The sequence below is a fragment of the Nodosilinea sp. E11 genome, from assembly GCF_032813545.1.
GTDB lineage: Bacteria > Cyanobacteriota > Cyanobacteriia > Phormidesmidales > Phormidesmidaceae > Nodosilinea.
Map to the genome: position 1 here is coordinate 4639180 of NZ_CP136520.1, position 18508 is coordinate 4657687.

General features: G+C 59.2%; 15 protein-coding genes and 1 pseudogene. 11 read left to right on the top strand and 5 right to left on the bottom strand.

The annotated features are described in order from the left end of the window. The first annotated feature begins 314 nt into the window (after positions 1-314). From RRF56_RS22925 to RRF56_RS22940, 4 genes are all read left to right on the top strand, one after another. Entirely contained in the window at positions 315-3206 is a 2892-nt protein-coding gene (locus tag RRF56_RS22925) for a response regulator (RefSeq protein WP_317035468.1), read from the top strand. After that, the gene (locus RRF56_RS22930; RefSeq protein WP_317035469.1) at positions 3200-4183 is read left to right on the top strand and encodes a PleD family two-component system response regulator; all 984 of its coding nucleotides are present in this window, start codon (positions 3200-3202) and stop codon (positions 4181-4183) included. Before RRF56_RS22925 ends, RRF56_RS22930 begins: the two co-directional genes overlap by 7 nt. A gap of 216 nt (positions 4184-4399) precedes the next feature. Beyond that, positions 4400-5968 carry a gamma-glutamyltransferase gene (ggt, locus tag RRF56_RS22935; protein WP_317035470.1) on the top strand — a complete coding sequence of 523 codons (1569 nt, stop codon included), beginning with the start codon at positions 4400-4402 and terminating at the stop codon, positions 5966-5968. A gap of 212 nt (positions 5969-6180) precedes the next feature. Further along, positions 6181-6579, top strand: coding sequence for a hypothetical protein (locus RRF56_RS22940; protein WP_317035471.1), 399 nt, complete (start codon positions 6181-6183; stop codon positions 6577-6579). A 128-nt stretch (positions 6580-6707) separates the two neighbouring features. Here the strand turns inward: RRF56_RS22940 and RRF56_RS22945 are convergent, their stop codons facing one another. From RRF56_RS22945 to RRF56_RS22955, 3 genes are read right to left on the bottom strand one after another with little or no spacing between them, the layout of a single operon-like run. Next, positions 6708-7991, bottom strand: coding sequence for an FAD-binding oxidoreductase (locus RRF56_RS22945; RefSeq protein ID WP_317035472.1), 1284 nt, complete (start codon positions 7989-7991; stop codon positions 6708-6710). Between the two features lie 3 nt (positions 7992-7994). Further along, positions 7995-8792, bottom strand: coding sequence for a glutathione S-transferase family protein (locus RRF56_RS22950; RefSeq protein ID WP_317035473.1), 798 nt, complete (start codon positions 8790-8792; stop codon positions 7995-7997). Positions 8793-8800: 8 nt separating this feature from the next. Beyond that, on the bottom strand, positions 8801-9679 hold the full coding sequence (locus RRF56_RS22955) for a DUF4230 domain-containing protein (protein WP_317035474.1): 879 nt from the start codon (positions 9677-9679) through the stop codon (positions 8801-8803). A gap of 320 nt (positions 9680-9999) precedes the next feature. Between RRF56_RS22955 and RRF56_RS22960 the strand changes: the two genes are divergently transcribed. The 6 genes from RRF56_RS22960 to RRF56_RS22985 all read left to right on the top strand — a co-directional run bounded on the left by RRF56_RS22960 (position 10000) and on the right by RRF56_RS22985 (position 14541). Beyond that, the gene (locus RRF56_RS22960; RefSeq protein WP_317035475.1) at positions 10000-10206 is read left to right on the top strand and encodes a DUF2281 domain-containing protein; all 207 of its coding nucleotides are present in this window, start codon (positions 10000-10002) and stop codon (positions 10204-10206) included. Continuing rightward, positions 10193-10588 (top strand): type II toxin-antitoxin system death-on-curing family toxin, encoded by a 396-nt coding sequence (locus RRF56_RS22965; protein WP_317035476.1) that lies wholly within the window; start codon positions 10193-10195, stop codon positions 10586-10588. The genes RRF56_RS22960 and RRF56_RS22965 overlap by 14 nt, the downstream gene beginning before the upstream one ends. 43 nt (positions 10589-10631) lie before the next feature. Further along, positions 10632-11036, top strand: a complete 405-nt coding sequence (locus RRF56_RS22970) for a hypothetical protein (RefSeq protein ID WP_317035477.1) — start codon at positions 10632-10634, stop codon at positions 11034-11036. Between the two features lie 10 nt (positions 11037-11046). Then, the gene (locus RRF56_RS22975; protein ID WP_317035478.1) at positions 11047-13827 is read left to right on the top strand and encodes a tetratricopeptide repeat protein; all 2781 of its coding nucleotides are present in this window, start codon (positions 11047-11049) and stop codon (positions 13825-13827) included. Between the two features lie 247 nt (positions 13828-14074). After that, positions 14075-14320 carry a type II toxin-antitoxin system HicB family antitoxin gene (locus RRF56_RS22980; RefSeq protein WP_317035479.1) on the top strand — a complete coding sequence of 82 codons (246 nt, stop codon included), beginning with the start codon at positions 14075-14077 and terminating at the stop codon, positions 14318-14320. Further along, on the top strand, positions 14320-14541 hold the full coding sequence (locus tag RRF56_RS22985) for a type II toxin-antitoxin system HicA family toxin (RefSeq protein WP_193969621.1): 222 nt from the start codon (positions 14320-14322) through the stop codon (positions 14539-14541). Before RRF56_RS22980 ends, RRF56_RS22985 begins: the two co-directional genes overlap by 1 nt. Here the strand turns inward: RRF56_RS22985 and RRF56_RS26475 are convergent. Together RRF56_RS26475 and RRF56_RS22995 are read right to left on the bottom strand one after the other, a co-directional pair. Further along, positions 14510-14793, bottom strand: a pseudogene (locus RRF56_RS26475) (DUF2283 domain-containing protein). The gene RRF56_RS22985 and the pseudogene RRF56_RS26475 overlap by 32 nt on opposite strands. A gap of 127 nt (positions 14794-14920) precedes the next feature. Then, positions 14921-17422: a GH116 family glycosyl hydrolase gene (locus RRF56_RS22995; protein ID WP_317035481.1), complete on the bottom strand. Its 2502-nt coding sequence runs from the start codon at positions 17420-17422 to the stop codon at positions 14921-14923. 163 nt (positions 17423-17585) lie between these two features. Here RRF56_RS22995 and RRF56_RS23000 point away from each other — a divergent pair, with 163 nt between their 5' ends. After that, positions 17586-18464, top strand: coding sequence for an S-methyl-5'-thioadenosine phosphorylase (locus tag RRF56_RS23000; RefSeq protein ID WP_317035482.1), 879 nt, complete (start codon positions 17586-17588; stop codon positions 18462-18464). Positions 18465-18508 lie beyond the last annotated feature (44 nt).

The following is an 18508-nucleotide window of genomic DNA, read 5'->3' on the forward strand; positions in this document are numbered from 1 at the left end:
GACACCGGTCAGGAATACTGAGTACCGCTGAGACTCCAGGGTGAGAATTCTCTGAGGACGATGGGATGGTCGGTGTCCTAAGCTGTAGCAACGGCCACTGTGCTTAGAAACTTGACCCTTGCCACAGTTGACTGTGGCTCAAGGGTCACCCTAGCTAGAGGCACGTTGCCCTAGCTACAGCGCCTCTGCTACAACGCTGGTTTCACCCCTGAAGTAGCAACCAACATATTTAACCTGGGTACTCTCAAGGGTACGTTCCCTGCCCCCTGTCGGTCCATGTCCACCGGCTTCTATGCTCTAAGGAGCAATGGCCTATGACTTCTGTTTCTCTGCCCGCCAATGAAGCCTGTCGTTTGCAGGCACTCTATGAGTACGGCATTCTCGACACTCCCCCGACTGATGGGTTTGACACGATCGCCCAGATGGCGGCAACGGTGTGTCAAATGCCGATCGCCCTAGTCAGCCTGGTCGATCGGCAGCGGCAGTGGTTTAAGGCGCGGGTGGGTCTAGCTCTTGCTGAAACGCACCGAGACCTGGCGTTTTGTGCCCATGCTATTTTACAGGCCGAGCTGTTTGAGGTACCTGACACCCACCTCGACCCTCGTTTTCGCGACCATCCCCTGGTGACTGGGGAACCACACATTCGCTTCTATGGGGGCATGCCCCTGGTGACTGCCGAGGGACATAGCCTCGGCACCCTCTGTGTGATCGATCGCGTGCCGCGTATCTTAACGCCTATGCAGCGCCAAACCCTAGAGATGTTGGCGGTCCAGGTGATGGCTCAGCTCGAGCTGCACCGCCAGGTTGAGCAGCTTCACCAGGCCGATCTAGACCGTCAGCAGCTGCAAGCCACCCTGCGGCTGCAAGAGCGGGCAATGGCTGCCAGCAACAATGGCATTGTGATCACCGATGCCACTCAGCCCGACAACCCAATTATCTACGTCAATCCCAGCTTTGAGCGCATCACCGGCTATAGTGCTGCCGAAGCCGTGGGGCGCAACAGCCGCTTTTTACAAAATGGTCATACTGAGCAGGCGGGCCTGCACATTTTGCGCCAGTCTTTAGCTGAAGGTAAAGACTGCACCGTAGAGGTGATTAACTATCGCAAAAACAACGAGTCGTTTTGGAACCAGCTCAGCATTTCACCGATTTGTGACCCTGAGGGCCAGATCACTCATTTTGTTGGCATTCAGACCGATATTTGCGATCGCAAGCGGTCTGAGGCCCAGCTGCACCGGCACCTGTACGAGCTAGAGCAAGCCCGCTGCGCTGCCGAAGCTGCTAACCAGGCTAAAAGCGAATTTTTAGCCATGATGAGCCACGAAATTCGCACCCCCATGAATGCTGTGATCGGCATGACTAGCCTGCTGCTCGACACCGCCCTCACCGACCAGCAGCGCGACTTTGTCGAAACCACTCGTAATGCGGGCGATGCCCTGCTCACGATCATCAACGATATTCTCGACTTTTCAAAAATAGAGTCGGGCAAACTCGATCTCGAAACTCAGCCGTTTAACCTGCGCACCTGCCTGGAAGAAGCGCTCGATTTGTTATCTACCAAGGCTTCTGAAAAGGGGCTAGAACTGGCCTATCTACTGCCCGCCGAGGTGCCTTTGCACCTGCTGGGAGATGTCAGCCGTCTACGCCAGGTACTGGTTAATCTGGTCGGCAACGCCATCAAATTTACGTCCCAGGGAGAAGTGATTGTTACTGTCACCAGCCAGCGCACTCGCGCCGATGACCAGATCACCCTACAAGTAGCGGTTAAAGATACGGGCATTGGCATTCCTGCCGATCGCTTAGACCGGCTATTTCAGCCCTTTAGTCAGGTTGATACGTCAACGACCCGATACTACGGCGGCACGGGCCTGGGCCTGGCAATTAGCAAGCGCCTATGCGAACTGATGGGGGGCACCGTCTGGGTAGAGAGCACCGAGGGTCAGGGATCTACCTTTTACTTTACGCTCCAGGCCCAGATTGACCGCTCGCCGACGACTGTTGTCGCCCCCTCCTCTGCCGTGCTTCAGGGCTGCCACCTGTTGGTGGTAGATGACAATGCCACTAACCGCCGAATTCTTGAACTCCAGCTTGAGTCATGGGGCATGACCAGCGTGGCCGTAGATTCGGGCGCTGCGGCCCTGGCTACGCTGGCTAGTCAGAGCTTTGATCTAGCCATTCTCGACATGCAGATGCCGCAGATGGATGGTCTGACCCTGGCTCAGATGATTCGTCAGCAGTTTTCGCAACGATCCTTGCCCCTGGTGATGTTGACCTCTATGGGCTGTCCCCCAACTGTGGTTGAGCACAACCTCTTTGCGGCCTACCTGCCCAAGCCGGTAAGGCAGTCGCAGCTAATGGCGGCTTTGGTCTCGGCTCTGGTTGGGCAATCCCAGCCGGTACGGGTGCTGCCCCGACCCGAACCCAGTGGGTACGACGCTACCCTGGGCCAGCGCTACCCCCAGCGCATTTTGCTGGCCGAAGACAACGTTGTCAACCAGAAGGTGGCGCTGCAAATTTTGTGTCGGCTGGGCTATCGGGCCGATGTGGCGGCCAACGGCCTAGAGGTGCTCACTGCCCTAGATCAACAGCCCTACGACCTAGTGCTGATGGATGTGCAAATGCCGGAAATGGACGGTCTGGAGGCTACTCGGCAGATTATTCAGCGGCAGTATAGCCGTCGCCCCCGGATTGTCGCGATGACGGCCAACGCCATGCAGGGCGATCGCGAGCGGTGCATGCAAGCGGGCATGGATGATTACATTAGTAAGCCCATTCGGATTGAGGAGCTCACCCGGGTGCTAGAGGTGCCAGTCTCCCCTGGCGACCCGGTCGAGTTGACAACTCTGCAAGAGCTGGCGGCTACCGTTGGCGGTGACAGCCCCGACTTTATGGTCGATCTGATTGGCAGCTATCTGGAGAGTACTGACCAACTGCTAACTGAAATGGCAACAGCCTACTATCAGCACGACTGGTCAACGCTCAAACGGGCTGCCCACACCCTAAAGTCGAGCAGCGCGACCGTTAGCGCCCCGGCTCTGGCCGCTCTCTGCCATAGGCTAGAGATGGCCATCACCGAAGCCCCAGACGTTACCCCCGAAAGCTCAGAGATGGCAGCTCAGATCAGTGCCATTCGCCGAGCGGCAAATCAGGTCAAAACGGCACTGCACGATGCCCTAAAGTCTTGGGAGGCCCCTGGCCTATGCTAGTGCAACCCGAACCCGAGTCAGCCACAATTTTGGTGGTCGACGATGACCCGTTTACTCGCCATATGCTGACGCGCTACCTGGTACGCGAGGGGTATAGGGTGATAGAAGCGGCCAATGGCGAGGCGGCGCTTGACCTCTACTGGCGCGATCTACCTGACCTGGTGTTGCTTGATGCGCTCATGCCTGTTATTGACGGGTTTGAAGTGTGTAAGCGGCTGCATACGATGGCCCCAGGCAGCCCGGCCCCAGTCCTGATGATTACGGGTTTAGAGGACGAAAAATCGGTCGATCAGGCCTTTGAGATTGGGGTAGCTGATTACATTACCAAACCGATTAACTGGGCGGTGCTGCGGCAGCGGGTACGCCGCCTGATTGCGCAGCATCGCCTTGAACAGCAGCTGCGAGAGGCCAACTACCAGCTCCAGCAGCTGACTGTGATCGATAGCCTGACCCAGGTAGCTAACCGCCGCCGCTTTGATGAATATCTGCTGCAAGAGTGGGGCCGAGCCCTACGCGAACATCAGCCCCTGTCGCTGGTGATCTGCGATATCGACCACTTTAAGCACTACAACGACCACTACGGTCACCAGGCGGGCGATCGCTGTCTGCAAGTAGTAGCCAAAACCCTCAGCCAGTCGATTCACCGCATAGCTGACTTAGTCACGCGCTACGGCGGAGAAGAGTTCGCAATTGTTTTGCCTAACACTACCCTGGAGGGGGCAACCCAGGTCAGCGATCGCCTCGTCAGATCCGTGCAGGCTCTGGCCCTGCCGCACCAAATGTCGCCTACCAGCGCTGTGGTAACCCTCAGCTGCGGAGTAGCGAGTCTCATCCCCATGCCCGATTACTTACCCTCAGACCTGGTGTTTACTGCCGACCAGGCTCTTTATCAAGCCAAAAACCGAGGCCGCAACCAGTTTAGGGCGATCTATGTCATGCCGCCCAACACCGGGCAGTCCGTCAATGTGATGGTTTAGGCTTACCTATCTTTGGCTTTGGGTTCAGCGACTTGGTTCACCAAATTGGTCCCTGATTGAGCACAATCGACCAGAGCGAGACTCCCACAGGTGAGCTTAAAAATGCTAAGGTTCTATGCCCTTGGCTAGATTTCTCTCGACTTGGGTATGGCTGCTTTGTTTGCCCAAACCCCAGCGCCAGTGCCCTCTGCACGGTCTTTTACGATGGTAACTGCGATGCCGACTGCCATGGTTGTGTGCCCCCACTCTTTGGCCTCGACAGCGGGGCTCAACATTTTGAGTCAGGGGGGCAATGCGATCGATGCGGCGATCGCCGTTCAGGCTGCCCTCAGCGTGGTCTACCCTCACATGACCGGCCTGGGGGGCGACGGTTTTTGGCTTGGGTATCACGCGCGCTCGGCGCAGCTCTACGGTTTGAATGGTTCGGGGCGGGCCGGGGCGGGGTGCGATCGCACTCTGTTTGCCCGGCTGGGGCTAGACGCCATTCCCCAGCGCGGTCCCCAGGCGGTGATCACGGTGCCAGGCGGGGTCTCGGCCTGGGGAGAAGCCCACCAGCGGTTGGGGCATCTGCCCTGGGCCGACCTCTTGCAACCGGCGATCGCCCTAGCCGAGCAGGGCTACCCGGTGTCGGCCTCTCAGGCTCGCTGGACGCGGGTAAATGCCGATCACCTGCGGGCCTATGGTGGCGCGGTTAATCCCTTCTTGCCCGGCGGCGCACCCCCTAAAGCGGGAGCCTTGATCACGAACAAGCCCCTGGGAGCAACCCTGCGGCGGCTGGCGGCGGCTGGCCCCCAAGACTTTTACCAGGGCGAGATTGCCGCCACCCTCGTCACCTACTTAAGCGAGCTGGGCGGGTATCTCACTAAAGCCGATTTTGCTCGCCACACCGCCACTTGGGTAGAGCCGATTAGCACCACCTACCGAGGTTATCGGGTGTGTCAGCTGCCACCCAATACCCAGGGCTTTACGGTGCTGCAAATGCTCAATGTGCTGGAGGGGTTTAATCTGCACACCGTGGGCCACGGCACCGCTGACTACTACCACCTGCTGGTGGAGGCCACTAAGCTGGCCTTTGCCGATCGCGATCGCTGGCTGAGCGACCCTGACTTTACCGATATTCCCCTAGCCGAGCTGATTTCTAAACCCTACGGCGATCGCCGCCGCGCCCGGTTGAGTATGGCCGTAGCCCAAAACCCTTCGGCCCCCACTCTGGGAGGCGACACCGCTTACACCGCCGTTGTCGATGGCGAGGGCAATGCTGTCTCCATTATTCAGAGTCTCTACTTTGACTTCGGCGCAGCGGTGGTTCCTGCCGAACTGGGGTTTCCACTGCAAAACCGAGGTGCGCTGTTTACCCTCGATCCCGATCACCCCAATGCTCTAGAACCCGGCAAACGTCCCTTTCATACGTTAATGCCGGGTCTGGTGTTGACGGCTGCCGGGCAGCCCTACCTGGTGCTGGGCACCATGGGAGGAGAAGGCCAGCCCCAAACCCAGTTGGCCCTTCTGACGCGCATGATCGACTTTGACTTTGACCCTCAAACGGCGATCGATTTGCCCCGCTGGGTGTGGGGACGCACTTGGGGCGAGGCCAGTACCCAGTTGGCCCTAGAAAGTCGGATTGCCACCGAGGTACAGCAGGCTTTGGCCCAGCGAGGGCACCAGGTAGCTGAGGCCCCGGCCTGGGCCGACCAGATGGGCCATGCCCACGCTATTGAGATCCGGCAAGAGGGCCTGCGGGGCGGGTGCGATCGCCGGAGTGACGGGGCGATCGCCAGTTTGTAAGCCTATATCAATGCCCGCACTGGCGTGACGAGGACAACCCGGCTTTGCTGTAGCTGTAGCTAGTCCAGTTAGGACATTTCCCCAAGAACGTTTGAACGTTCAAACGTTCTTGGGGAAATATCCTAACCCAGGTGACTACGGCTATACCTCCTTTAGAAGGATGGTGATTGGCGGGGTTTTGCCTAGGCTAAAGGCATCGCATGGGACGCAATATGAAAGTTCGCAACCGGATATTGGCGCTGGGCGCTGTCGTGCTGGCCTTAGCTGTGGCCCTGATTTTCTGGGGAACGAGTTTGACCTACGTTTCCCAAAGCGCTCCTCCCCCTTTGAGTCAGGAAGCTAGGCCCGACCCCAAGCAAAATCAGCCGCTAGACTTAGATCAAGCCGCCGACCGGGCCGAAGACTTTTCGGAGGATGTCTACCACGGGCTAGATACCACAAAGGAAATCATCGGCAAAACCGAGGCCCGCAATCAAGCCATTGAGCAAGGCCGATCGACCGCCAGCGGCAAACTGAAGGATTTAGCTGACCGTGCCCGACAGGCCGAGGCAACCGGAGATCCGGTGCTGTCAGAAACCGACAAACGGGTGCTAAAAAACATCTCTGAGTGATACCAAATCCGAAGCCCACAACCCCATTCGAAACCGATACTTCGTAGGGAGCATTGCACTGCAATGCCCCTACAAATCGGGGTATACAGATAAGATTTGTATGAATTGTATTCGCTTTACCAGTGAGCCTAGATACCACCTACAAAGCGTCCTGGGCTAAGGCCGTTGTAGGGGTCAAACTCGGCTTTAATCGCTTTCATCACGCCCAGAGCGTTGCCGCTGTAGCCCCATACCTCCATAGACTGCTTCAGCGCTAGCGGAGCTTCAAGCAGGGTGAGGTAGCCACCAGCGGCTTCACAGCGCGATCGCAGCGTTTGTACCGCTTCTACCGTGGCGGCTGGCAGGCGTATGGTGCCCACTCCACTGCTGATATGAAGTCGAGCCCAGCTGCCCAACGGCAGGTGCTCGATGGTAGCCAGGGCCTGAGCGGGGGGTACTCCAACCTTAGCCAGTATGGCCTGGGTTTGGGCTTGATCTTGGGCTGCTGAGGAGTGATAAAGCCCACGGCCCACTCCATCCCAGAGATGCTGATCGGTCATCCCTTCTAGCACCTGGGCGGTGAGATTGGCTCCTACCATCGCCAGGAGTGCGTCCACTTGCTCATCTACCCCAGGGGTAATCGATTGAAACCGAGCCAGGAGAGTAAACCCCTCGCCCAGGTCCAGCTGTGCAGCTAGGGCAGGTGACAAAACATCTAAGGAAACTGGTGTGAGGGACGACTGCCGCAGAGGAGAAATCAGCGCCGCGAGGGCCTGTGCCTCGCCAACGATTACCACCGTTTTAGAGGTTTCCTGGGTTGGGTGCAGGCGAAAAGTGAGCTGAGAGATCACCCCCAAGGTGCCGTAGGAGCCGGTCATCAGCTTCATCAGGTCGTAGCCCGCCACATTCTTGACGACGCGCCCGCCAGCTTTAGCCAGCTGTCCGTCGTAGCGCACAAAGGAAATCCCGATTAGCAGATCGCGCAGACCCCCGTACCGCTGACGCAGAGCCCCCGTATCTGCCGTGGCCACAATGCCGCCCAGGGTGGCCCGGTCGGGGTAAGCCGGGTCAACGGCCAGCAGTTGGTTGTGCTGAGCTAACTGGGGAGCTAGATCGGCCAGCTTGACCCCAGCCTCGGCGGTCAGGGTCATGTCGCCCACAGCATGGTCAATGACTTGGTTGAGCCGCGCGGTGCTGACCATTAGATCAACCTCCGACCCGACCCCTCCCCAGGCCAGCTTGCTGCCGCTGCCACAGGGCAAAACCCGCCAGCGGTGCTGGTGGGCACAGGCCATCACCGCCGCAAGCTCGGCTTCAGTATTAGGATAAACGATCACCTCGGGGACAGGTAAGCCCCCGAGCATCAGGGGATCTGGGGGAAGAAGGCTATCACTGCCGACAACTTTTCCCAAAATTTCAGCAAGTTTGGCCATACCCTAATCAATGCTGATGGGAGTAGGACCGCTGGCAGAGCTGGCGGGAGGCACGTTGGTGCGGACGGTGCGAAACTCGCTGTAGAGGCGATCGCGCCACGCAAAAAAGGCCTGAAATTCTGGCACATCGGCAATGCCGGGCACCCCTTTGCCACCAATGCCCTCGGGTAAATCGACGTACTGGGCCGTCGGGAACTTGAGATACATGGTGGCGGCAGCCACGGCAAAATCGGCCAGGGTGGGTTGATCGCCCAGCAGGTAGGGGCTGTCTTGCAGCATCAGCACCAGGGCTTCGAGATCTTGCCGGAGGCCAGCGGTGGCTACTTTGATATCGTCGGGGCCAAAGCCAACGCCAGTGCCCACCAGGTTCAGCAGGTCGCCGGGGAGCGCGCCCACCAGGCTGCGCAGGGGGGCGGGGGTAAAGCTGGGCAGCAGGGCGGTGCGGAAGTTGGGGTGCTGCTTAAAGGCTCCCACCATCACTACCCGAGCTTTGGGTACGATCGATTCATCGGCCCAAGCTTCTAGCGCCAGGCACAGGCCCTTTTGCTTGGGGCCAGGGGGCAGCAGGGGGCGATCGGGGTAGGCTTTTTCGAGATGTAGGGCGATCGCCGTGGAGTCAGGAATGATCTGCTCACCGTCTTTGAGCACCGGCACCTGACGCTGGCCCGACATCTGAAAGATCTCGACCTGGCCGACGCCGGGGGTGACTTCGACCTTGCGGTAGGGCACCTGCTTGTAGTCGAGCATCAGCCGAATCTTTTCGGCAAAGGTGGAGGCTTCAAATTGGTAAAGCTCTAGCATGACAATCCTTATTGGCCAGATTCTTGGGGGGGCATGGGCACTGGTAAACCCGGTAACACTGTATCGTTATTTATCGGCTCTGCACAGGCAGAATTGGTCGGCGGTTGGGTGGTGACGGTGACCGTTTCAAAGCCAGCGGTGGCCAGTAGCTGACTGACCGTGAGTTCTGCCCGGCGATTGGCCTCGGCCAATAACCCCTCGGTGCAGGCGGCGGCTTCGATCTTGGCCAGGGCTTCCCGTTGGGCCAGTTCTTGCAGCTCGGGTGCGGTATCTGGCCCCAGGCCCCAAAAGCCCCGGCTGTAGTCGTAGACATTAGAGCGGGTCAGATCGAGCTTGCTGTCGAGAATTTGTGCCGGCGGCAGGGTGATTTGAATGGCAGATTCACCCGTGACCTGCACATCGGTGGCGGCAATTTGGCTGAGGTCAACCCCGGCCCGCACTTCGCCGTGAGCAATATAGAGCAGGTTGGTGGAGCCGATCACATAGCCCGCCAGGGTGCGATCGCTCTTAGTGGGCACCACCGCCTCCATCGCAAAGATCGCCGTGGTCAGCTCGCTGGCCCCCCGCAGCTGAGTCACCACCACCGATCGCACATCTACCTGGGGCTCTGCCGGAGCCGGGGTAAGCATAATGCGCGCCCCTTCGAGAAAGCGATCACCCGCTCGCCAATAGCCTACTCCCACCACAATGCCCATCAGCACTGCGCCACCGATAAAGGCGTTGACAGCCGTGCGGACCAGGCGAAAAGGTGAAACTCTTGGGGAATCGCTACGCGATCGCGATTTCTGCGGCGGCACGGACTGGGTTGCCGGAATCGGCCAGGGGTCTACGGGGTCAGCGTAGCGCGGCGGGGAGGGTGGGGTGCGATCGGGCGGTGCTTGGCGCATGGGGAGGGAGGGGTGGATGGGCGGATGGGCGGATGGGTGGGCCTAACTTAGCCAGTTTAATTGTACTCCACACCTTTCAGGGAGGCTCTGGAGCGGCCTGGATCGAGGGTGGGAAGGTGCGCTAGTTGTTGGCTAAGCCGAAGGTGGGAAGGGGGGACGGTTCAAGGTTCAAGGTGTACGGCAGTTCTTGAGCCGTATACCTTGAACCCTTAAGCTGTCAGAGTCTGGCCAACGTAAGCTGGCCGAGGGCTACTGGCGATTGGCTGCTATCGTCGCAGCACTAAAATGGTGAAACAAGTCCTTTAGTTAAGGCCAGCACCATGACTACTGCGATCGCCGCCACTCTTAAAGAACAGATTCTGGCCGAGTTGGATCAGCTCTCTGTAGAAGCCCTGACGGAGACGCTGGCCTACGTGAAGGCTCTCCATGGCAGTCCTCCAATGGCCTCATCCGAAGAGGCGATGCAAGCCTACCTGGCGTCGGAGCAAGCGTACGAAGAGGTCTACACCCGCCTTGCCGACTCCTAAATTTCTCGATGCTGAAACGGTCTTAATGCTCCACAGCCGCCAGATTGAGAGGTTTGGCGGTACGTCTGGGGTGCGCGATCATGGGCTGATGGAGTCTGCCCTGGCCCAGCCCCAGGCCACCTTTGGCGGTGAACTGCTGCATCCTACCCTGGCCGACCAGGCAGCGGCATACCTATACCACCTGGCCAAGAACCACCCTTTTGTGGACGGCAACAAGCGCACGGCGTTTGCGGTGATGGATACCTTCATCCGGCTCAACGGTGCTCGTTTAGGGCTGACGCCTGATCAAGCCTACGATGTAGTCATGCAGGTGGCCCAGGGGCAACTAGGCAAGATCGAGCTGGCTCAGCGGTTGGCAGCGGCGATCGCCCCAAAGCCATAGCCTACAATGGTGCCAACCCGATCGCCCCCTTGGAGCCGCTGCGATGGAACCCGTGAGCCTGACTGCTGCTGCGATCGCTACGCTAGTAGCGACCAAAGCCTTTGAGAAAACCGGCGAAAAACTGACCGATAGCGTGTGGACTTTGGTGAGCAACTTTCTCACCGCCCTGCGCAAAAAAGACCCCACCACCGCTGCGGCCATTGAGCAAGTGGCCCAGCAGCCCGAATTGGCCGAGCAACAGCCTGCCACCTACGGCACCGCTACCTTGGTCAAAACCGTAGAGACTCTGGCGGCCCAAAACCCTGAGCTGCAAGCGGCGGCCCAGGGGATTCAAACGGCGGTGCAGGCCCAGCCGGGGGCGATCGTGAATATGACTCAGCTGGCAGAAAAAATCGGGGTTGTCAACCAGGGCACCATCGTCAACCAGCAAAACACCATCAACCTGTAGGGGCCAGTCGGTGGTTGAAAAAATTGGGGTCGTCAACCAGGGCACGGTTGAGAATCAGCAAAATATCATCACCATCCAGGAGGGTCAAAAGGCTCTACTGATCTATAGCGACCCCCTGCCCGACCTGCGCTACTTTCAGGGGCGGCAGGAACAGCTTGGCGATATGACCACCTGGCTGAAAGATGGCACCACCGCCATCGTTGGCGTGCGGGGCGAGGGGGGCATTGGCAAAACGACCCTGGTGGGCAAAGTCTTTGCCGACTGCCTTGGCTTTGCCAGCAAGTTTTGGGCCGATGTGCGCACTGGCACCACGCTGTCAGCCATGGCCCGGCGGGCTTTGCTAGAGCTAGACGTGCCCCTCGACCAGGTGCAAGCCATGGACGACAAAGACCTGCCCCAGCGGCTGCTGCGCCACCTACAAACGGGCCGCTACCTGCTGGCGATCGACAACATGGAGTCGCTGCTAACGCCAGAGGGAGAGTGGCAGGGGGGCTATGCCGACTTTTTGAGAGATTTTCAGCAGTTGGGTAGCCAGAGTGTGCTGCTGCTGGCCAGTCGAGAATACCCGCCCCAGTACTTTGGCTGGCGACAGTCGGAGTGGCTGCTGCTGGATGAAGGCCTAAGCCCTGAGGAAGGGGCGGCGCTGCTGGTGGCGCTGGAGGTAGAGGATGACCCGGCCCTGGTGTCTTTGGCCCAGCGGGTGCAGGGCAACCCTTTGGCCCTCACGCTAGTGGCCGGGTGGTTGCGCCAGGAATATCGACCAGGCAACCGTCGGGTGAGCCATTTAGACCCGTTTGACAACCTGTTTCAGATCAGGGGCGATCGCCCCTACGAAACCAACATCAGCGCCGAAGATGTGCTGACCTGGAGCCTGGATCGGCTGCCTGAGCCGCTGCGGCACCTGCTGAACCAGGTAAGTGTGTTTCAAAACGAGTTTACGGCGGAGATGGCCGCTGCCCTGGTGCCCGAGCAACCGGTGACGGATGCTGACCTACGGGATTTGGATCGGAGGTCGCTGGTGCAAGAGCTGGCCCAGCCCAGCGCCACTGGGCACCTGCAATTTCGCCTACAGCCCCGCATTCGCGAGTTTGTGCAGCGGCAGGCGGGGGATTTGACCACTGCCCACGAACGGGCGATCGGCTACTTTTGGAGCCATCGTCGGCAACAGTTTGGCCCTACAGACAGCCAAGAGGCCGCCAAGGAGCATTTAGAGACGTTTTATCACGAAGTGCAGCTGGGCCGCTTTAACGACGCGGCAGGCACCGCTATTGGCTGCACCAAGTTTTTTGACTTACGGGGTTATTACACGGCTTTGGTTGACCTGTATGGACAGCTTTATCGCCAGTGGCAGCCTAACCAAGCAGAAAAACAAAACTTCGCGGCAATTTGCGGCAATTTGGGTAATGCGTACTGGTCACTGGGCCAGTACCAACAGGCCATCGACTACCTTCAGCAAACGTTAGCGATCGCGCAGGAGATCGGCGATCGTCAAGTTGAGGCCAATTCCCTCGGCAATTTGGGCAATGCGTACTGGTCACTGGGCCAATACCCACAGGCCATTGACTACCGCCAGCAGCAATTAGCGATCGCGCGGGAGATTGGCGACCGTCGGGGCGAAGCCACTTCCCTCGGCGGTTTGGGCAATGCGTACCGGTCACTGAGCCAATACCCACAGGCCATTGACTACCATCAGCAGTGGTTAGCCATCGCGCGGGAGATCGGCGACCGTCGGGGCGAAGCCAATTCCCTCGGCGGTTTGGGCCTTGCGTACCGGTCACTGAGCCAATACCCACAGGCCATTGACTACCATCAGCAGTGGTTAGCGATCGCGCGGGAGATCGGCGACCGTCGGGGCGAAGCCAATTCCCTCGGCGGTTTGGGCCTTGCTTACCAGTCACTGGGCCAATACCCACAGGCCATTGACTACCAGCAGCAGTGGTTAGCGATCGCGCGGGAGATCGGCGATCGTCAAGGCGAGGCCAATTCCCTCGGCAATTTGGGCAATGTGTACTGGTCACTGGGCCAATACCAACAGGCCATTGACTACCACCAGCAGTCGTTAGTCATCGAGCGGGAGATCGGCAACCGTCAGGGCGAGGCCAATTCCCTCGGCGGTTTGGGCAATGCGTACCAATCGCTGGGCCAATACCCACAGGCCATCGACTACCTTCAGCAAACGTTAGCGATCGCGTGGGAGATTGGCGATCGTCGGGGCGAAGCCAATGCCCTAGGTGGTTTGGGCAATGCGTACGATTCGCTGGGCCAACACCAACAGGCCATTGACTACCTTCAGCAAACGTTAGCGATCGCGCGGGAGATCGGCGATCGTCGGGGCGAGGCCAATGCCCTGGGCAATTTGGGCAATGCGTACCAGTCGCTGGGCCAATACCAACAGGCCATTGACTACCACCAGCAGCACTTAGCGATCGCGCAGGAGATTGGCGATCGCCAAGGCGAGGCCCATTCCCTACTTAATTCAGGACTGGTGTTAGCCAAGCTGGGACAGCGGCAGCCAGCACAAGAGAACTACGAGACAGCAAAAGCCTTGTTTGAATCAATGGGGCAACAACACTACGTGCAACAGTGCGACACAGCCCTGAGCGAACTGGCACAGCCTGCGGACAATACGCCTGTTGCCGAGCAGCAGCCAGGTTTCTCTGCCGAGCTAGAAAACCCTGCCATCCCTGAAAGAAACCCCGCCTCTAAATCTCACTCTCAGCGGGTGCCCATCACCGCATGGTTTTTGCTGGGTCTCGGTATCGCTGCCCTGTTGTGGTGGCTCCTGCGGTAGGGTGCATTCGCGGCCCCAAACCCATGCCTACAACCCACCAATCCCCACCCGCAATGCACCGCTCACCCATCGTAAGAATTTCCGACTTTGGCTTTCCCGCCATCGGTGCATTGCGGCGGGGCGGGGTGAGAGAGTGCAAGCCGAGGGCCATACTCCACGGGAGTCGCTTCGCGAACGCGCCGCGAATGCACCCTACGGGGGTATTTGTTTGTCCTATGATCGCCCTATAGCTCACGGTTGATAGCCCATGCTGACCCGCTACATTCAAACAGCCATGCACCAAGCGGTCTACGAGCTGCTAGACGACCATACCTTCTACGGTGAAATTCCGGCCTGCCCAGGTGTTTTGAGCAATGCCAATACCCTAGAAGCTTGCCGCGAAGAGCTACAAAGTGTGCTAGAAGAATGGCTCATTCTCGGCTTGCGGCTTGGGCATACCCTCCCCGTTCTCGACGGCATTGATATCAACCCCACAGCGGTTGAGGTAGCGTAATGCCTACCTTTGGCTCAATCAAGCGCAATGACTTGATCCGCTACCTGAGAATGCTTGGGTTTGAAGGGCCATACTCCGGCGGCAAACACCAGTTTATGGTTAAAGAAACACTCCGTCTTACCATCCCCAATCCTCACCAGGGAGAGATTAGCAAAGCACTTTTGGGAAAAATTCTTCGCCAAGCTGCGATCAGCCGTGAAGAGTGGGAGGCTTTACGGTAGATCGATGACTCATGATCATCATTAGGGTTAGAGAGACACCAGCCTGGAGATTAGCAATCATCGGCAGCTTCAGCGAAGCCGTTTTGAGAAAAACAGAATCTCTAAATTCTCCACCTCGCCCGACACCGGGTTAAGCCGGGCGATCATTTCATCGCCAATTTCCTCAGACTCTTGCTCTGCGTAGGGCGCACACGTATTGATGTAGAGGATATCGCCTGTCTGGTCGTATTTGAAGACTAGCTTTTCTGCCATCGGGTCTCTCCTCCAGTCAATTTACGAGCGGTGTAGGCAGTGATAATCCAATGCCTGCCATTGGTGCATTGCGGCGGAATGGGGGTAGAGGGGTTGAAACGAGGTGCCATTGCGCCGCGAATGCACCCTACGGATCGGTGCCAGCAGTCAGCACCTCGTACAGACCCCAGATCGCCATCGGGCGCATGTAGTGGCAGGCGCGGTAGGTGCCCAGGGCGGTGATCGCCTCAGGGGTGCGAAATTGCAGACCATAAGCGTAGATCTGGCGGATCACCGCTTCAGTAATTGCCATCGCCTCTTCCCGCTTGCCCATCTGGGCCAAAAACGCCGCCAGACCAAAGTTAATTCCTGTCCACACCTCCTGCTGGTGGGTGCTGTCGAGGTCTTCGGGGCTACCGTCAGGCAATACGCCATTGGCCGCACCGATCGCTAGCTTCAGCGTCGCCGCACTAAAGTTGCCCAACTGCGCCCCCTCAAATTTTTGCTGGGGCGGGCGTTCCTGGCTCTGCACCACCTGGTTGAAGTTCACAAAGCAGGCGTCGTAGATGGCGTCGAGGGCCGACAGGGTAAATTCGTCCTCCACCAGATCCGGCAGGCCCAGGTGGCGCACCATAAACTGGCCACAGAGCTGGTCAGCCATCACCACGTCCGAGCCGCTGCCCGTATCTAGCCGGTAGTAGCGGCCATTCCACAGCTTGGGGTGGTAGGCCTTGAGGCCATTGTCGAGCCAGCGGCGGTACTGGCTGAGCAAAATTGGGGTGTTGCCGGGGGCCAGCCCGTTTTCGGTGAGGATGTTGGCGATCGCGATCGCCGCCTCCATAGCCCCCAGCCACAGCCCGCCGCAGTAGGCGCTGATGCCTTTCAGTTGCCAGTCGTCGAAGGTTTGGTCGGGGGCACCTTCGTTTTCGGGAATGCCGTCGCCGTCGCGGTCAAACTGCTTCAGGTATTGCAAGGTGTCAACCACGGCGGGCCAGCAGTCTTTGAGAAAGGCCACATCCGTCGCCCCGGTGAACTGGTAGGCGCGGTAGACCTGGAGCACAAAGTCGCTGCCCAGGTCTTTCCACTGGTTGCAGTCTTGGTAGCTGGTGTAGTTGGTCTCGGCCCAGGGATGCTCGTTGGGGGCACCGAGGTCGTGGGGCGTCGCGCCCTTGAGCTTGCGGAGGGCGGGGGGCTGCTCTAGCCCCATGGTGACGTAGTAGCCGATGATCCGCCGCCGCTCATCCTGGGTGGGGATGGCGCGGGCAAAGGCGCGCAGCACGGCTTTCTCCAGTTCCGGCCACAGCAGCAGGGTGGCGAAACCGCCGTAGAGGCGCACATCGAGGCTTTCGTACCAGCGGTAGTCGATGCACTCTAGCACCGCAAATTGGCCCACGGGGTCGGCCTCGGTGGCGGCGCTCCACAGGGTGCCGCCGCTAGCTAAATCGTAGAGTTCGTTGAACAGCGCCATTTTGAAGGCGTCGGGCAGGTCGGGGCGATTGAGAATGGGTTGCTGCCAGTCGATGATCTGCTGCTGCCAGGTTTGGTAGTCGCTGAGGGCAGAGAAGGCGATCGCCCGCGCATTCCGCCCCGTTCGCCCAAAGAAATCGGTATAGCGGCGATAGTTCACTACCCCAGCAGCGAACTCGGTCACGGGCAGATCCCACGACAGGGCGACGGGGATTTGGCGGGTTTCGCCGGGTTGCAGGGTAAAGCGCAGGGCGATCGCCCCCCCGATCTGCTCTCCCTCTTCCGCCGGGGTCGTATCTAGCAAGTTCATCAGCCGCCCCAGTTTGGCGAAGGCATCCCACAGGTCGCGCCCATCGCCCACGGGGTTCCAGCGCAGGTCGTAGGACACTTCCACACCGGGGTCATCCAGGGTGGCGATGCACCACTGGCCGTCGCCTTCTTTGGGTTCTCCTTCCCATGCCCCGTCCATCACCACGGCTTTGACGCCGTCAGCGTTGATGAACTGGTTGAAGTTGCCGGTGCTCTGCCCCAGGGCAGGCACGTAGTCGTAGTAGGGGCTGCCGTCGTCGCGCTGGAGTACCTCGGGGGATTTTTGCGTATTAGTGAACCAGCCCACCATATTCTGCCAGCTCACCATGATGCTCAGGGTAATGGGAAAGCGAGTGGGGTTATGGGCCGTCCACTCAAAGGCCACCACTGGGTAGCTGGCCTCTTTGTAGTTGTCGGGCCAGACGGGTGTGATCTGTTCGCAGGTGAGCTGGGCGCGAAACACATTCTCGTAGCGATACCAGCTGCGGGGGTATAGGGCGTGGTAGCTGCCCGTGGTCTGAGCCTGGGTAGAGGCGGGATACCACTGCCAGGCGGACAGAGTCCCATCCTGGGGCGACTCGGTGCTGAGGGCGTAGGCCTGGGTGCCCGCCCCGGTGCTCTCCCACAGGCTGAACTGGCAGGCGGGGAAGCTGCCGAAAACGTGCTCGCCACCATCCATATGCCAAAGGTTGAAGTCGCCGTTGGGCGATCGCCCTATACAGCCTGCCCCCAGCCCGCCCAGCGGTGCCCCGTGGTCGGGGCCATCGTCGAGGTTGCTGCCGTAGCGCACGATGTAGTGGTGCTCCCAGGGCTGGCCAATCGGTCGCTGCCACGCCTGGGAAGGAATCTGGGGAAAGGATAGGGTTTCAGTCATCCCAGAATTTTACCGGAGCGGGTTGATTTATAGAATCAGGCACGACCGATAATGGGTGGGATGCAGCAGCGGGGGCCGGTTTTCCCAGTCAATTGCGTGTTTGCCATGGCCCCTAGAGCGTAGGGAGCCTATGATAATGCAGTCCATCTAGACATTCACCACCATGGCGGCACAGGCACAAATTGGCATCATCGGCGGCAGCGGTCTCTACCAAATGGAAGCCCTGACCGACATCGAAGAAATCCGCATTGACACCCCCTTTGGTAGCCCCTCCGACGCCATCATTCTCGGCACCTTAGACGGTACCCGCGTAGCCTTTTTGGCTCGCCACGGTCGCGGCCACACCCTAATGCCCACCGAGTTGCCCTTTCGCGCCAACATCTATGCGATGAAATCGCTAGGGGTAGAGTATTTGATCTCGGCCTCGGCAGTGGGGTCGCTCAAAGAAGCCGCCAAGCCCCTAGATATGGTGGTGCCCGACCAATTTATCGATCGCACCCGCAACCGCGTTTCTACCTTTTTTGGTGAGGGGCTGGTGGGCCACATTACCTTTGGTGACCCAGTGTGCAACGCCCTGGCGAAGGTGCTGGCGGACGCGGTCGAAAGCCTGGAGTTGCCCGACGTTGACCTGCACCGGGGCGGCACCTACGTCTGCATGGAGGGGCCAGCATTCTCGACTAAGGCCGAGAGCGAGCTGTACCGCAGCTGGGGAGCCACAATTATTGGCATGACCAACCTGCCCGAGGCCAAACTGGCCCGCGAAGCCGAAATCGCCTACGCCACCCTGGCCTTAGTCACCGACTACGACTGCTGGCACCCCGACCACGACAGTGTCACCGTCGAAATGGTGATCGGCAATCTGCAAAAGAACGCCGTCAACGCCCAGCGGGTCATTCGTGAGGTGGTCAATTGCATTGCCGCTAACCCGCCCGCCTCGGAAGCCCATTCGGCCCTTAAGTACGCCATCATTACGCCCCTAGACAAGGCCCCCAAAGCCACCCTGGAGAAGCTCAATCTGCTGATTAAAAAATACTTGCCTTAGGCAGGCTTGGGCGAGCAGCCGGGTTGCTGCAACAACCCGGCTGC

What these genes read in the sequence shown, in the direction of transcription:
- RRF56_RS22925 (WP_317035468.1), top strand. Translation starts at nt 315, where the DNA reads ATGACTTCTGTTTCTCTGCCCGCCAATGAAGCCTGTCGTTTGCAGGCA.
- RRF56_RS22930 (WP_317035469.1), top strand. Translation starts at nt 3,200, where the DNA reads ATGCTAGTGCAACCCGAACCCGAGTCAGCCACAATTTTGGTGGTCGAC.
- ggt (WP_317035470.1), top strand. Translation starts at nt 4,400, where the DNA reads ATGCCGACTGCCATGGTTGTGTGCCCCCACTCTTTGGCCTCGACAGCG.
- RRF56_RS22940 (WP_317035471.1), top strand. Translation starts at nt 6,181, where the DNA reads ATGAAAGTTCGCAACCGGATATTGGCGCTGGGCGCTGTCGTGCTGGCC.
- RRF56_RS22945 (WP_317035472.1), bottom strand. Translation starts at nt 7,991, where the DNA reads ATGGCCAAACTTGCTGAAATTTTGGGAAAAGTTGTCGGCAGTGATAGC.
- RRF56_RS22950 (WP_317035473.1), bottom strand. Translation starts at nt 8,792, where the DNA reads ATGCTAGAGCTTTACCAATTTGAAGCCTCCACCTTTGCCGAAAAGATT.
- RRF56_RS22955 (WP_317035474.1), bottom strand. Translation starts at nt 9,679, where the DNA reads ATGCGCCAAGCACCGCCCGATCGCACCCCACCCTCCCCGCCGCGCTAC.
- RRF56_RS22960 (WP_317035475.1), top strand. Translation starts at nt 10,000, where the DNA reads ATGACTACTGCGATCGCCGCCACTCTTAAAGAACAGATTCTGGCCGAG.
- RRF56_RS22970 (WP_317035477.1), top strand. Translation starts at nt 10,632, where the DNA reads ATGGAACCCGTGAGCCTGACTGCTGCTGCGATCGCTACGCTAGTAGCG.
- RRF56_RS22980 (WP_317035479.1), top strand. Translation starts at nt 14,075, where the DNA reads ATGCTGACCCGCTACATTCAAACAGCCATGCACCAAGCGGTCTACGAG.
- RRF56_RS22985 (WP_193969621.1), top strand. Translation starts at nt 14,320, where the DNA reads ATGCCTACCTTTGGCTCAATCAAGCGCAATGACTTGATCCGCTACCTG.
- RRF56_RS22995 (WP_317035481.1), bottom strand. Translation starts at nt 17,422, where the DNA reads ATGACTGAAACCCTATCCTTTCCCCAGATTCCTTCCCAGGCGTGGCAG.
- RRF56_RS23000 (WP_317035482.1), top strand. Translation starts at nt 17,586, where the DNA reads ATGGCGGCACAGGCACAAATTGGCATCATCGGCGGCAGCGGTCTCTAC.